We start from the raw sequence: 15,192 nt of genomic DNA, 5'->3' as shown, positions 1-15,192 counted from the left end.
TCTATTCTTTTCCAAAGGTCAATATTTTAAAATTAGACTCCAGTGGATCTAAATTTTCCATAAGTTCGGTGACGAGTTGTTCACCATATTCCACATAAAATTCGGAGAAATTCGTCTGTCTCTCCTGAAGGCTTTTATTCGGGAAAAGCTCATTCTGAAGCTCAGCGATTCGCTCAACTTCATCTTTCAGCTTACGCTTCTGAGCTTTCAGCAATCGCTTCTCAAGATTGTCAAGGCCTTTAAGTTGTTTTACTTCCTGGGCTTTCACTGCTCCCAGAAAGGACTTATCGGTTTGCTCAGCCAGCTTATACATTTCCTGAAACTGCTCAACGAGATGTTGTTTTTGAGGAGAAAAGTCTATATCTATATTGGATATCTTCCGAACCTTACGATTGATCAGTTCATGTTGCTTCAGAAATAGCTCTTGTAAAGTAATATTTAGTCTTTCTCTTTTTTTATTCTGTTTGGCCGTTTGAAGCAAAGCCGAATTCCGCAACAGCAACATAGGGAAAGTCACATTTTCGGCTTCAAAATAAGATCTTAATTCCAGCCAGTATGCAAGCTCCCCTCCTCCTCCGATATAACAGAGATTGGGCAGGATCACCTCCTGATACAAAGGCCTGAGCATTACATTTGGACTAAATCTTTCCGGATGTTCCCTAAGCTCTTCCAAGATCTCTTCCCTGCTCCAGGATATCTGGGTTTCATGCACAAAGAATTTACCATCCCTCTCTATGATTCTTTCCCTCATCTCTTCGGTTAAGTAAAACAAATTGATCTCGCGTGGATTCACCTGAATATTATAGCCCAGTGAATTGATCCTTTCAACAACTTCAGAGGTTTTTCTATATGAAATCTGATCTATAAGTTCATTTTTAGCATAGGAAATAAAATGCTTTTTAAGTTCAGCATCCTGGGCATCTAGTACCACCAGGCCATATTTCCCAAAGATCTTGTCGGCTATATATCTTGTCGCCTGGGTAAGATTAGTGTGTTTTAAATACGCCTCTTCAAAAAGCGATTTTAGAAATTCTGCGCTCTCCCCTCCTCCTATTTCAGCCGAAAATAGCTTAAAGACTTCATCCAGCCCTTTAGTTGAAAGATAACCTACCGCGGTTTTTCCTGCCCGCTCATCAGCTTCATTCCATTTGAACTTCTTTCCATGCAGGTTAAAGAAGTTGATCTCCTCAAAATCATGATCTTCAGTTGCCATCCAATAGATTGGCACGAAATCATGATCGGGGTGCTTCTCCTTTAATTGCTTTGTAAGATTTATGGTCGAAATTATCTTGTAAAGAAAATACAGGGGGCCGGTAAAAAGATTCAGTTGATGTCCAGTTACCACCGTAAAGGTATTTTCTAACTCCAGAAGTTCAATATTACGCTCAACACTTTCAGAAGGATCCAGACCAGAATATTGCTTTTTCAGGACATTCACCAGGTCCATTCTTATACCATGGTCGTAAGAACTCTTCTTTTCCTTTATCTGATCACCAAAATTCTCAGGTTTGGGAAAACGATTATAGAAATCCTCCAGATCACTTTTTTCAGACAGGTAATCGAGAATTAAAGAAGAGAAGTAATTGGATTCGGGATACGAAATACAATCGGTTGGCATAAATTTCAATTGTGTTTGCAAAGATACCGAAGATAGGGATTTTATTATGTAAATTTTAGTTAATTCAAGCTTACATACTATCTTTACTCGGCTTTTGAATAAACAAAATCTGATGAAAAAACAGTTTAGCTTTCTTATTCTTTCATTTTTAGCAATACAAATAACTATTGCCCAGCAACTTAAAACACCTTCCGAATTTCTTGGTTATGAACTTGGAAGCCAGTTTTCACGACATGCAGATGTGGTGGATTATTTCAGTCATGTTGCCGAAAATTCTCCGATGGTTCAATATCACAACTACGGAAAAACAAACGAGCGCCGACCACTCACCTATGCCATTATTTCTTCGGAAGAAAACCTGGCAAATCTAGAACAGATAAGAGCTGATCATCTGAAAAATGCAGGTATCGGTAATGGATCGGGAGCATCAGATATCGCTATTGTATGGCTTAGTTATAACGTTCATGGAAATGAGGCTTCCAGCACCGAAGCGTCTATGAAAACTCTCTATAATCTTATCACCGAAAAACAGGACTGGTTAAAAAATACGGTAGTCATTATAGATCCCTGTATAAATCCTGATGGAAGGGATCGTTACGCCAACTGGTACAATCAGGTAAAGGCCGAACCCTACAATATTTCCCAGGAAGCGGCCGAGCATCATGAACCATGGCCCGGAGGAAGGCCAAATCATTATCTTTTTGATTTAAATCGTGACTGGGCCTGGGCAACACAGGTAGAAACCCAGCAGCGTCTAAAGGTCTACAACCTGTGGCTGCCTCATGTTCATGTAGACTTCCATGAACAGGGTATTAACGAACCTTATTATTTCGCCCCGGCTGCCGAACCTTTTCATGAGATCATCACTCCTTTTCAGAGAGATTTTCAGACGAGAATAGGAAAAAATCATGCGAAATATTTTGATAAGGAGGGCTGGTTATATTTCACGGGAGAGCGTTTTGACCTTTTATATCCCAGTTATGGTGATACTTATCCCACCTATATGGGATCCATAGGAATGACCTATGAGCAGGCCGGACATGGCAGAGCGGGACTTGGCATCCAAACAGATGAGGCCTCTGTGCTTACCCTGAAAGACAGGCTGGAGCACCACTTTACTACAGGAATTTCAACGGTTGAAGTAGCCTCAAAAAATGCCGGAGAATTAAATAAAGAATTTCAGAATTACTTTAGTGATTCCGATTTTAATTATAAAAGCTATGCGCTTAAAGGAAATCCGGACAGGATCAAATCACTTACAGAACTTCTTGACAGGCATAAGATCAAATATTCTTATGGAAATTCCGATCGTGTAAGCGGATACAACTATAATCAGAACGGAAACGGGAATTTGAACACCGATGAAAATACGCTTATTGTTTCTACCGATCAGCCCAAAGGAAAAATGGTCAAGGTACTATTTGAACCAAAGACCAAATTAGCCGATTCACTTACCTATGATATTACTGCCTGGAGTCTGCCCTATGCATACGGACTCGATGCAGTGGCAAGCAACAGGAGCATCCAGGGAAATGCAAAACCTGAAAGCTCTGATGTGCAGAATACGGCTGATCCTGAGGGTGCCGGATATATCACAAAATGGAACAGTATGCAGGATGCGACATTCCTTGCTCAACTTATAAAGACCGGCATTAAGGTACGTTTCAGTGAAGTGCCATTTGAAAGTAATGGCCAGAAATTCGCTCCGGGAAGCCTTGTGATCACAAAAAGTGACAACCAGGATGTTCTGAATTTTGATAATACACTTATAGAGATCGCGAATGCGTACCAACGACAATTATTGACGGCCGAGACAAGTTTTGCCGGTAGCGGTCCCGATTTTGGTTCATCAGAGATCAAGATCATCAATGAGCAGAAAGTAGGGCTGTTAAGAGGTAATGAAGTGTCTTCCCTAAACTTTGGCGAGGTATGGTATTTCTTTGAGCAGGAACTCAATTATCCCGTAACACCACTGGGAACCGATTATTTAAAAAGGGTAGATCTGGACGAATTTGATGTTTTAATAATGCCTTCAGGCTGGTACAGCGAATGGCTCGATGAGGAAATGGAGAAAAAGATCACTTCATGGGTGAAGAGTGGAGGAAAACTTATCGCCATTGGCAATGCAGTAGGAAGTTTCGCAGGCAAGAATGGGTTTGGAATAAAAGAGAATAAACAAACTCAAAAAGACTCTACCGCAGCGAAGCCCAATCTTACTCCTTATGCACAGCGAGAACGTGAAAGTATTAAGAACCTTATCACCGGCAGTATCATAAAAACAAATGTGGACAACACTCATCCCATGGCATTTGGATATGACAAAAATTACTTCACTCTTAAACTGAGCAGTGATAGTTACTCCTTGCTTAGTGATGGATACAATGTTGCTTATATTAAAAATCCGGAAGTGGTTTCAGGATTTGCAGGAAGTGAAGCAGTTAAAAAACTGAATAATTCGCTGGTATTCGGAGAAGTGCCTATGGGACAGGGAAGTGTGATTTATATGGTTGATAATCCACTGTTCAGGGCCTTCTGGGAAAACGGAAAGCTTTTCTTTGTAAATGCCATTTTCTTTGCAAATAACTCGGTTGCCGACCTATAATTTTTGATCCAATGAATTTTAAAAAGCTTACTTACTACCTTTTAATTCTAAGTATTGGAACGAGTTCTTTCGCACAGGAAAAAAACAAAACCTTTACTGTAGATTTTGAAACCTTCAGCCTCGAAAATGGGTTACAGGTTATACTGCATCAGGATAAATCTGATCCCGTAGTGGCTGTTGCGCTTACGGCTCATGTGGGATCGGCAAGAGAAAAAGAAGGTAGAACCGGCTTTGCGCATCTTTTTGAGCACCTGCTTTTCCTTGAGTCAGAAAACCTGGGAAAAGGTGGACTCGACAGGCTTAGTGCAAGGATCGGAGGTTCAGGAGCGAACGGTTCAACAAGCAGGGACAGGACCAATTATTTCCAAACGGTACCCAATGATGCACTGGAGAAAATGATATGGGCCGAAGCCGATAAGCTTGGCTTTTTTATAAATACTGTAACCGAACCTGTTCTGGCTAAGGAAAAGCAGGTAGTGAAAAATGAAAAACGTCAGACCTACGATAACCGTCCGTATGGTCACACGCTTTATGTGATAGACCGTAACCTGTATCCTGAAGGACATCCATATCACTGGCAGGTAATCGGCAGTCTGGAAGACCTGCAGAATGCCACATTGCAGGATGTAAAAGATTTTTATAATAAGTGGTATGTTCCAAACAATGTGATCCTCACCATTTCAGGAGACTTTGATAAGGAACAGGCAAAGGAATGGGTACATAAATATTTTGATGAGATCCCTCGAGGAGAGAAAATAGATCGGCTTGAAAAACAAATGGTCTCGCTAGATGAAACAAAAAAGCTTTATCACGAAGACAATTTTGCAAAATTGCCAGAACTCACCCTTACCTGGCCATCGGTTTATTCCTATCATGAAGACTCATACGCACTGGAAATACTTTCAAATTATCTGGCCTATGGAAAGAATGCCCCATTATATAAAAAGCTGGTAGAAGAAGAACAATTAACAGGTGAAGTTGATATGTTCAATTATACCTCAGAACTTGCAGGCCAGCTAATGCTTCAGGTAAGGGCTTATGACGGGAAGGACCTGGATTCTGTAAAAGCTGCTATAGAAGAAACGTTTAAGGACTTTGAAAAAAATGGAATTCCTGAAAAAGATCTTAAACGAATAAAATCCGGACTTGAAACCAGTTTTTACAATTCGATTTCCAGCGTTCTCGGGAAGGGCTTTCAGCTCGCTCAATACCAGATCTTCGCCAACGATCCTAATTATATAAACAAGGAGGTTGAAAAATTACTTGCCGTCACATCGCAGGATGTAATGCGTGTTTTTAATAAATACATCAAAAACAATAACTACATAGCAACCAGCTTTGTACCGAAAGGGGAGGCAGGCTTGGCCCTGGAAAATTCCCAAAAAGCAGAGGTGGTGGAAGAAAAAATCGTTGAAGGAGCTGAAGAAGAAGTAGATCCCAATCAACAGGCTTCCTACGAAAAGACACCTTCAAGTTTTGACAGAAGTATTGAACCTCCATATCACGGAAAACCAGAACTTAAGATCCCTGAGATATGGGAAGCTAATATGCCTTCAGGAATGAAGGTTTTAGGCATCACCAATAAAGAGGTTCCTCTGGTCCGGTTCAGCCTTGAGATCAAAGGAGGACAATTACTTGAAAAGCCGGTCAATGCCGGTATTTCTCATATACTTGCAGAAATGCTGACCAAAGGGACAGCAAAAAGAACTCCTGCAGAACTGGAAGAAGCCATTGAACTGCTGGGCGCATCGATCTCGGTTAACGCCGAGGAGGAAAAAATATCGATCTCTGGAAATACTCTTGCCAAGAACTATACTGAGACCCTGGAACTTGTAAAGGAGATCCTTCTGGAACCAAGATGGGATGAAAAGGAATTTGAACTTATAAAGCAACAAACCCTTAGCAGGATTCAACAGGAAAAGGGAGATCCCAACAGTATTGCCGAAAATGAATTCAAAAAGCTTATCTACGGTGAAAATAGCATCCTGTCTTATAATAAGCTGGGGACAACAGAATCCGTAAATAACATAAGCCTGGAAGATATAAAGAACTTCTACGAAGAGAAGCTTTCGCCTATGGCTTCTAGCTTTCTGGTGGTAGGTGCGATAGAAAAAAATGAGGCCCTCACCCCGGTTAGGGGGATTTCTGCGAACTGGCCTCCTACCAGTATCGATCTGCCCGAAATTCCCGAATTTCAGCCTCCGGCAAAATCCAGGATCTATTTCTATGATGTTCCAGGAGCTAAACAATCTGTTTTCGCATTTGGCGCTCCTGCTCTCTCGGCGATCTCCAAAGATTTCTATCCGGCAGAGGTAATGAATTACAAACTGGGTGGTGGAGGCTTTGCTTCCAGGTTAACTCAAGAACTCAGAGAAGGAAAAGGTTATACATATGGGATCCGCTCCCGATTTCTGGATAGGTCTTATATAGGTCCCTTTCTAATTAAAAGTGGTGTAAGGACGAATATCACTTATGAAGCTGCCGAGCTTGTACGTGATATCATAAATGAATATCCTTCAACATTCACACAGGAAGATCTTGATGTAACCAAAAGTTATATGATCAAGAGCAATGCCCGGCGTTTTGAAACTCTTGGAGCAAAGCTCAATATGCTAAAGGAAATAAATGATTACGGATACGAGTACGATTATATCAAAGACCGTGAGAAGGTGGTTGAAGATCTGAGTGTATTAGACATTCAGGATCTTGCGCGAAAATATATTAACCCCGATAAAATGTATTATCTAATAGTAGGAGATGCAGAGACTCAGCTGGATAAACTGGAAGAACTGGGTTATGGAAAACCTGTATTGCTCAATCCAGATTCAGAAGAAAATTAAAACTTTATAAAAGTTTTAAGGCAGGGCGGGAATTAACATTTCCGCCTTTTTTATATCTTTTTGATTCGGAAGCTATGGCTTTCCCAACAACCAAAAAAACCAGCATTGTCTAAAAAAGCATCCTATATACTTACAGGGAGTATTATTGCCGGGCTAATAATTCTGTATTTTTCCTATTCTCCATTTCAGGATTTTATCAATGAAACCTGGAAAATTTTATGGAGCAATGACGAGGATAGGATCAGTTCACATTTTGAAAGTTTCGGAATATGGGGCCAATCGCAATTATTATCGTAATGATACTCCAGATATTCCTTGTAGTATTTCCTTCATGGCTACCAATGATCGTGGCAGTTCTCGCATACGGATTCTGGGGAGGAGCCTTTATTTCTATAGCCGGCGTGTTTTGTGCGTCTACAATCGCATTCTATATAGGAAAATGGCTGGGAGAAGAACATCTGCAGAAAATGATCGGTAGCTCAAAGAACAAGAAGGTACAATACTGGGTTTCAAATTATGGTTTCTGGACGATAACGATTTTCAGGATCTCTCCGTTTTTATCGAATGATGCTATAAGCATTATTGCCGGTATGCTCGGGATGAAATACCGAAAGTTCATTATTGCAACCCTAACAGGGATAATCCCATTGTCATTTGCCATCGCGTATTTTGGAAGGGACACCCATGAACTCAAAAATGGTCTTTACTGGATAGGAGGTGCCGGAATTCTGATTTATGCTGTTTATGTTTATATAGATCACCGAAGGCGAAAAAAGCAATCCAGGAAGACTGACTAATAATGATCAAATGAGAGTCCTGGCCAAATATCTTCGAAAAGTACTGATCATTATCATGGTTCCACCCCTGATCTATTCTATACTGGTATTGATTGGTGGGCTTATAACAGTTAATAGAACTTCAGTTCAGCATGGCCCTATAAAAATTTACCTGGTACAGAATGGTTCACATTCCGATATTATTGTCCCGATCCAGAATGAGACTTTCAACTGGGAAAACATCATCCTGCCTGAACATTTTCCTGCCAATATTAAAAATGCGAAATATTATTCATTTGGATGGGGAGACCGCGAATTCTACCGTACAACTCCCTATTGGGAAGACCTTAAGCTTAAAACGGCCTTTAACTCCTTATTCCTGAATACTCCTTCGGCTTTACATATAAGGCGCCTTAGCAAAATTGATTCTGAAAAGATCGTTGAGATCGAAGTTAACGTTGAACAGTATAAAAAGCTTACGGAATATTTTTTAAAGCATTTTCAATTTGAGTCGGACAAAAGCCTGAGGCCTCTAAATTTTCATTACTCCAGCAATGATGTGTTCTATGCTTCAAAATCTTCTTTTCATGCATTCAGAACCTGCAATTCATGGGCAAATAATGCATTAAAATATTCAGGCTTAAGATCATGCCTCTGGACTCCTTTTGCCTGGCCCCTGTTCTGGCAGCATTCTTAGCATTTTTATCAATTTTTTAAGTCATTTTTCACCATAAAACACTTAAATTCAGATAAATAACCATTAGGCCTGAATTATGAGCACTTCAAGTCCCAGGAAAGTTTCAGATTTCTTTCATCCCCTCCATTCCAGGAATGATCTGGACCCATTGTTAGAAAGGATTGGAGATGCTCAATATGTATTATTAGGAGAAGCCAGCCATGGCACTCACGAATACTATACCTGGCGTGCACAGATATCCAAAAGACTTATTGAAGAAAAAGGATTTTCAATCATAGCAGTGGAAGGCGACTGGCCCGATTGTTTCAAGATCAATAAATGGATAAAGAATGGAGAAACTAAGGATATACAGGAGGTGCTTCATGAATTTAACAGGTGGCCTACCTGGATGTGGGCTAACTGGGAGATCGCTGCATTTGCAGACTGGCTTAAGGACTACAACCAGCATCATTCAAGAGATAACCGGGTTGGATTCTATGGGCTTGATGTTTACAGCCTTTGGGAAAGCATGGAAATTATAGTAAGTTATCTTGAAAAAGAAGATCCTGAAACTGCAGAACTGGCAAGGCAGGCCATGATGTGTTTTGAACCTTTCAAAGAAAATGACTCTTACGGATCGGTGTTCAGCCGCTCAAAACCAGGATGCCAGGAAGAAGTAATCAGGTTATTAAAGGAGGTAAGACAACGATCCCATAATTACGACAGTGAGCTGGAAGCCGATCTAAATGCAGAGATCAACTCGCTGGTAATGGCAAATGCCGAAAAATATTATAAGGCCATGTCAGAATTCGGCAGTAGCTCCTGGAATGTACGCGACCGGCATATGATGGAGACCCTGAATAGAATTATGGATTACCACGGGGATCAGGCAAAGGTGATTATTTGGGAACACAATACGCATATTGGTGATGCTCGTGCTACCAATATGGCCCATGCCGGACTGGTAAACCTGGGACAATTGGTACGCCAAGAAAAGGGATATAAGAATACCGTTCTCGTAGGCTTTGGGTCTTATGAGGGCTCTGTCATTGCCGGAAATGCATGGGGAGCACCCATGCAGGAAATGTATCTGCCGCCTGCAAGGGAAAGTAGTTTTGAAGAAAAAATGCATCAATTTGACGGAACCAATAAACTACTCATTTTTGATGAACATCCTGAGATCACCAATGCATTTTCTGAAGACCTTGGCCATCGGGCTGTCGGGGTGGTTTATGATCCCGAACGGGACAGTGGTAATTATGTCCCTTCCGATATGGTTGAAAGATATGACGCATTTCTTTATTTAGATCAGACCCAGGCATTGCACCCTTTGAAATTCAGACCTCAAGGAAATTTTACCCCTGATACATTTCCTTTCGGTATCTAATAACCAACCAAAAATTTCAGTAATGGAATATATCGAACAAATAAGAGAAATTCTCGGAGAAAAGGATGCCAAATATTACCTGGAGCATAGCTGTGAAAAAATTCCTGCTGACAGGATTAAAGTTCTAGGACCGGGACCTATAGAAAGTTTTATTAAAAGTGATAGAAATATTCAAACCTTAAGAAGCCTTGCCCAACTCTATAACCACGGAAATCTTGGAGGTACCGGCTACCTGAACATACTCCCCATAGACCAGGGCATAGAGCATTCGGCAGCTTTTTCATTTTATAAGAACAAGGATTATTTTGATCCAGAGAATATTATAAAACTGGCCATCGAAGCCGGCTGCAACGGAGTTGCCTCTACATTTGGGGTTCTTGGGCTTCATGCCCGAAAGTATGCACATAAGATCCCATTTGTGGTCAAGATAAATCACAATGAGTTACTCACCTATCCTAATAAATATGACCAGATACCCTATGGAACGGTTAGAGAAGCCTGGAACCTGGGAGCGGTCGCCATAGGCGCTACCATCTATTTCGGCTCCAAGGAAAGCAACCGGCAGATCATAGAGATCGCCCAAGCCTTTGAAGAAGCCCATCAGCTGGGAATGGGTACCATCTTATGGTGTTATACCCGGAATTCCAGTTTCAAAACTGGCGACAAGGATTATCACTCGGCTGCCGATCTTACCGGACAAGCCAATCACCTTGGCGTCACCATAAAAGCAGATGTGATCAAACAGAAATTACCGGAAACCAATTATGGCTTTAGAGATATCAATTTTGGAAAGTACAATGATGAGATGTATGAAAGTTTGACTACCGACCATCCCATCGACCTCTGCAGATTACAGGTTGCAAATTGTTATATGGGAAAAATAGGCCTTATTAATTCCGGTGGAGGTTCCAAAGGGGAATCAGACGTTAAGGAGGCTATAAGAACGGCTATAATCAATAAGCGTGCTGGAGGTGCCGGACTTATCATGGGCAGGAAAGCCTTTCAGCGGCCGTTAAAAGAAGGAGTGGAAATCCTGAACAGTGTGCAGCAGGTCTATCTTGAAGATGAAATCACTATTGCCTAAATGGGTTTATTTATCTTCTACGTGGTAGGAAAGTGTTTGGTAGCCTATTTTACCATCTTCAGCAATTGCTTCAACTATAATGAGCATGTCACCCGATATATCTGCATTATAAAATGAAGCTGAAGCTTTTCCTGATGGGTCTGTAATTATCTCAGGTTCCCATTCGATCACTGAACGCAAATCGGGTTTTTTGCTATTTTTTATCGCTAAATCCTCATATTCTGGCTGCTCAAAATCTTTCTTAGGAGCAAAAACCGGTATAGAGGTTTCCAGCAATCCTGGGGTTTGGTTCAATCCAAACAAACCACCCCCAGATTTTGTATAGATAGCAATGACGTTACCCTGCATTGGACTATTGGCCATAGAGACCTCTGGATAAACTTCACTGTACAACTTCGAGAAATTCCTGGCGTTTTCAATAATTTCCACACTCTTAACTTCACTGGGCAGAATATTGGGAATAAAATCATAACTATACCCCATTACGGGTATCCCATCAACAACCACCAGACATGGCAATCTGTTAAAAGCCTTTGCCCGTAATTCACCATTACTATCACGTTCTATTCGAATTTTATCTCTAAAATTAAAGAGTAAAACACTATAAAGTCCATAAGACCAATCCTTTTCTTTTCGTTGAATTGACTCACCTGAAATAATAGTTTCAGCTTTTCCAAATCTTTCCAACACTTTTTTTCGTTGTGGTGTCATACCAGTAACTTCAATATCCACCTGCTCCAGTTCGGTTACACCAGAAAGCACTTTAAAGGAATCATTAAAAACCTTTCTTTCTCTTTGCTTTCCCACTATTTCAGAAACCTCACTATCTACTGGTACTATAGCTTGATTATGATCATAAAAGATTTCAGGTTCTTTCTTCCTATCAACTATCACTTCATAATACTTATTCTTCCTGTTCTTTGAATTACTTTGGAACAATACATTTATATTTCTACCAAACTCATCGTCTAGTACAAAATTAAATCCACCATGACTATTAGTTATTTGATTATATATGGTCTTCTTTTCACCGAATGTCATCATATTCAATGATACTTTATCTTCCTCATCTTTTCCAGGAAGCACTCCTTTAAGATAACCGCTTATATTTAGCCCTTTTTCCGCTGGAAAAAAAATTGATTTCTCTGGAGATTCCCAGTAATTATAGTTTTTTATACCCTCGGCTAAAAGCAGTAAATCAAGGGCGCTCTCAGAGAATTTATTACGAACTCTAAAATAAGATCCGGGATCCTGCACGGCCGCTTTTAATTCCGAATCCAGCAAAAAATAAGATAGTATATTATTTGCCCGGGTTCTTCGTGCTCCCAGCTGCTCTTTATTAAGAACTAAAATTGACAAATTGGCCTTTGCTCCTATACCTTCATTATTGGTAATGCTGATCTCAAGATTCGTTTTATCCCTAGTATTGTAAACAGACCTATCTATGGCTAATTGAATATCTAAAAGATCCTCAGGCCTTTCATTAAAAAAAATTCGCCTTGATATAGTATTTTCATCCTTGTCTAAAAGCTTTAAACCAATGATCCCATTTGGAAATATCCTGGAAGAGAGTGTTGTATAAAAATTGCCATTTTTAAGTTTACCTCTAATCATATAATATAGTACACCTCTGGAACTAATTTCTATTGAAATACTATCGTTAATGAGATGGTTTGAAGTCGCAATTAATCGTACAATATCCTTTCCCTTATCTACTAATAGGCCACTTCCTTTTTTTATAACCCTGGGTAGAACATATATTTCCGGATCATTATCACTAGCAGAGAAATAAATCTTTGCATAGTAAGATTCTGACGTAGCCAACAAAGAAAACACACCCAAACCCAGGGCGTTACTTTCAAAATTTTCTACTACTTCATGGTTACTATTTAATATTTCACCGTGAATAGCCACTCCTTTTCCTGCATGGTTAAACACCTTGACCCCCACCCTATTCATTAATCCATGCAAGATCTCTCCTCCTTCCGGAAAAAAATGAACATCTAATAATTTATTCTTTAATGCAAAACTTTTAGTATAACGGTAAGAATTACTAGTTTCCATGGTAAGGGTAACTACACTGGTCCCTTCAGGAAGTTTATGATCTATAAGAAAACTATCATCTCTTTCAGGTTTTAAGAATAGGGTGTCTTTTTGATTATTAAAATGAAGGTACACTGATAATTTATTTTCATGCAGGCTATCTAATAAATATGGCCTTAACCTGGCTTGTAATCGCGAAACATTGGTTTCCTTTATTAGGTTTAAATTTTCAATAATTTTTTCTCCTTCTTCTGAAGACCTAAAAACGTCTATATATGTTCTAAAGGTAAATTCAGGACCAAAATTCCGATTCCATTGTGTATAGGCTCTTAACAAATACTTACCCTCCTGATATTCGGGCGAAAGATGAAAAAAGTTATTACCTATACCCTTTTCAATTTTAATAAGCTTTTTTTCAACCAAATGTGAATCCGGCCCAATAAGTTCTACATGAAGAACACCACTAAGATTACTTGGTATATTGGTTGAAGCATGGGTAAGAATTGCCTTGAACCATATATCTTCATTTGCGATATAAACATCCTTATCAAGCTGAAGATAGATCTTTTCGGCAAGGGCAAAATTAGAAACGATCTTATAATCCTCATCCTGCGCAAATAAGGCTTGAGAGAAAATGATACATAAGATGAATATAAGAGACCGCACAGATGAAATTATGTTGATAAGTGTTTCTCAAATTTAAAAAAAACATCAACACAAACAATATAACGATCAGTAAATCAAACGTTTAACTAATCTTACCCAACTTTCACTTTGATTTCCTTCCTTCCGGGTTTTTCAGTTTTTACGTTTAGCGGAAGTCCATAAAGATCAAAATCGGCTGCATCGGTGATCTTAACTTCGTAGTAATCGCCTGTTTTAAGATAAACCGAAGTTGCATCTATCAGTACCTCATTATCAACATCGGGTGAATCAAATTCGGTACGGCCCACAAAATAATTTCCTTCCTTACGGTCTATCACTACTTTAAAGGTCTGACCTATTTTTCCCTGGTTAAGCTCCCAGGAAATCTGAGATTGAATCTCCATGATCTCATTCGCTCGCTCCTGCTTGATATCCTGTGGTACATCGTCTTCCAGGTTATAAGCATGAGTATTCTCTTCATGGGAATAGGTAAAACAGCCAAGGCGTTCAAAACGCATCTCCTTCACCCATTCTTTCAATTCCTGAAAATGCTCTTCAGTCTCACCAGGATACCCAACGATAAGCGTGGTCCTGATGGCCATTTCGGGAACAGTTTTCCTGAATTCATTCAGAAGCTTTGTAGTCTTTTCATGAGTGGTTCCGCGTCTCATCGATTTCAGAAGATCATCCGAAATATGCTGAAGCGGAATATCCAAATAATTACAGATCTTAGGCTCACGTTTCATTACATCAAGTACATCCATTGGGAATCCGGTTGGGAATGCATAATGCAGTCTTATCCATTCAATACCTTCAACTTTTACAAGATTCTCAAGCAATTCTGCAAGATTACGCTTCTTATAAAGGTCGAGCCCGTAATAAGTAAGATCCTGGGCGATAAGAATAAGTTCCTTTACTCCATTGGCCGCAAGTTTCTCAGCTTCTTTTACAAGATTCTCTATAGGAGTAGATTTGTGTCCGCCACGCATTAACGGGATCGCACAGAATGAGCATGGACGATCACAACCTTCAGCGATCTTTAAATAAGCATAATTCTTTGGAGTAGTAGTAAGTCGTTCTCCTATCAGTTCATGTTTATAATCAGCTTCAAGAGCCTTTAAAAGTCCGGGCAGCTCAGTTGTTCCGAAATACTGATCTACATTAGGCATTTCCTTTTGAAGATCCGGCTTGTATCTTTCACTTAAACAACCGGTTACGAATACTTTATCTACTTCCCCTTCTTCCTTTTTCTGAACATATTCCAGAATGGTGTTTACCGATTGCTCTTTAGCGTTATCGATAAACCCACAGGTATTTATAACAACAATATTCCCGTCTTCTTCATGGACAACGTCTTTCTTATTGGCTTTTAACTGCCCCATCAATACCTCTGAGTCGTAGACATTCTTGCTACAACCAAGGGTAACCACATTTATCCTGTTCTTCTTTAATGACTTCGTCCTCATACAATTTCCATTTTTACTTCCTTACCAGACCTCACAGGTTTTGAAAACCTGTGAG

At 39.8% G+C, this 15,192-nt stretch carries 9 protein-coding genes; 6 read left to right on the top strand and 3 right to left on the bottom strand.

Annotation, left to right across the window (positions count from 1 at the left end):
- Position 1: 1 nt before the first annotated feature.
- Positions 2–1,618: a bacillithiol biosynthesis cysteine-adding enzyme BshC gene (gene bshC / locus NE848_RS02440; protein WP_252110617.1), complete on the bottom strand. Its 1,617-nt coding sequence runs from the start codon at positions 1,616–1,618 to the stop codon at positions 2–4.
- A 112-nt stretch (positions 1,619–1,730) separates the two neighbouring features.
- Between bshC and NE848_RS02435 the strand changes: the two genes are divergently transcribed.
- The 6 genes from NE848_RS02435 (at position 1,731) to NE848_RS02410 (ending at position 10,983) form a co-directional block, all read left to right on the top strand.
- Positions 1,731–4,220: a M14 family metallopeptidase gene (locus NE848_RS02435; protein WP_252110616.1), complete on the top strand. Its 2,490-nt coding sequence runs from the start codon at positions 1,731–1,733 to the stop codon at positions 4,218–4,220.
- 11 nt (positions 4,221–4,231) lie between these two features.
- Complete coding sequence (locus tag NE848_RS02430) at positions 4,232–7,060, top strand: M16 family metallopeptidase (protein WP_252110615.1); 2,829 nt, start codon at positions 4,232–4,234, stop codon at positions 7,058–7,060.
- Positions 7,061–7,329: 269 nt separating this feature from the next.
- The gene (locus tag NE848_RS02425) at positions 7,330–7,857 is read left to right on the top strand and encodes a TVP38/TMEM64 family protein (protein WP_252110614.1); all 528 of its coding nucleotides are present in this window, start codon (positions 7,330–7,332) and stop codon (positions 7,855–7,857) included.
- Between the two features lie 10 nt (positions 7,858–7,867).
- Entirely contained in the window at positions 7,868–8,533 is a 666-nt protein-coding gene (locus NE848_RS02420; protein ID WP_252110613.1) for a TIGR02117 family protein, read from the top strand.
- Between the two features lie 76 nt (positions 8,534–8,609).
- Complete coding sequence (locus NE848_RS02415) at positions 8,610–9,899, top strand: erythromycin esterase family protein (RefSeq protein ID WP_252110612.1); 1,290 nt, start codon at positions 8,610–8,612, stop codon at positions 9,897–9,899.
- 22 nt (positions 9,900–9,921) lie between these two features.
- Positions 9,922–10,983, top strand: a complete 1,062-nt coding sequence (locus NE848_RS02410; protein ID WP_252110611.1) for a class I fructose-bisphosphate aldolase — start codon at positions 9,922–9,924, stop codon at positions 10,981–10,983.
- A gap of 6 nt (positions 10,984–10,989) precedes the next feature.
- Here the strand turns inward: NE848_RS02410 and NE848_RS02405 are convergent, their stop codons facing one another.
- Together NE848_RS02405 and rimO are read right to left on the bottom strand one after the other, a co-directional pair.
- A complete protein-coding gene (locus tag NE848_RS02405) occupies positions 10,990–13,692 on the bottom strand; it encodes a hypothetical protein (RefSeq protein ID WP_252110610.1) in 2,703 nt (900 codons plus the stop codon).
- Positions 13,693–13,784: 92 nt separating this feature from the next.
- Positions 13,785–15,137, bottom strand: coding sequence for a 30S ribosomal protein S12 methylthiotransferase RimO (gene rimO, locus NE848_RS02400; protein WP_252110609.1), 1,353 nt, complete (start codon positions 15,135–15,137; stop codon positions 13,785–13,787).
- Positions 15,138–15,192 lie beyond the last annotated feature (55 nt).

Source organism: Gramella jeungdoensis, assembly GCF_023805255.1.
GTDB lineage: Bacteria > Bacteroidota > Bacteroidia > Flavobacteriales > Flavobacteriaceae > Christiangramia > Christiangramia jeungdoensis.
This window is presented reverse-complemented; position numbering and strand designations above follow the sequence as displayed.

Bases quoted from the DNA above. Each gene is read 5' to 3' on its own strand.
- bshC (WP_252110617.1), bottom strand. From the start codon at position 1,618: ATGCCAACCGATTGTATTTCGTATCCCGAATCCAATTACTTCTCTTCT.
- NE848_RS02435 (WP_252110616.1), top strand. From the start codon at position 1,731: ATGAAAAAACAGTTTAGCTTTCTTATTCTTTCATTTTTAGCAATACAA.
- NE848_RS02430 (WP_252110615.1), top strand. From the start codon at position 4,232: ATGAATTTTAAAAAGCTTACTTACTACCTTTTAATTCTAAGTATTGGA.
- NE848_RS02425 (WP_252110614.1), top strand. From the start codon at position 7,330: ATGGGGCCAATCGCAATTATTATCGTAATGATACTCCAGATATTCCTT.
- NE848_RS02420 (WP_252110613.1), top strand. From the start codon at position 7,868: ATGAGAGTCCTGGCCAAATATCTTCGAAAAGTACTGATCATTATCATG.
- NE848_RS02415 (WP_252110612.1), top strand. From the start codon at position 8,610: ATGAGCACTTCAAGTCCCAGGAAAGTTTCAGATTTCTTTCATCCCCTC.
- NE848_RS02410 (WP_252110611.1), top strand. From the start codon at position 9,922: ATGGAATATATCGAACAAATAAGAGAAATTCTCGGAGAAAAGGATGCC.
- rimO (WP_252110609.1), bottom strand. From the start codon at position 15,137: ATGAGGACGAAGTCATTAAAGAAGAACAGGATAAATGTGGTTACCCTT.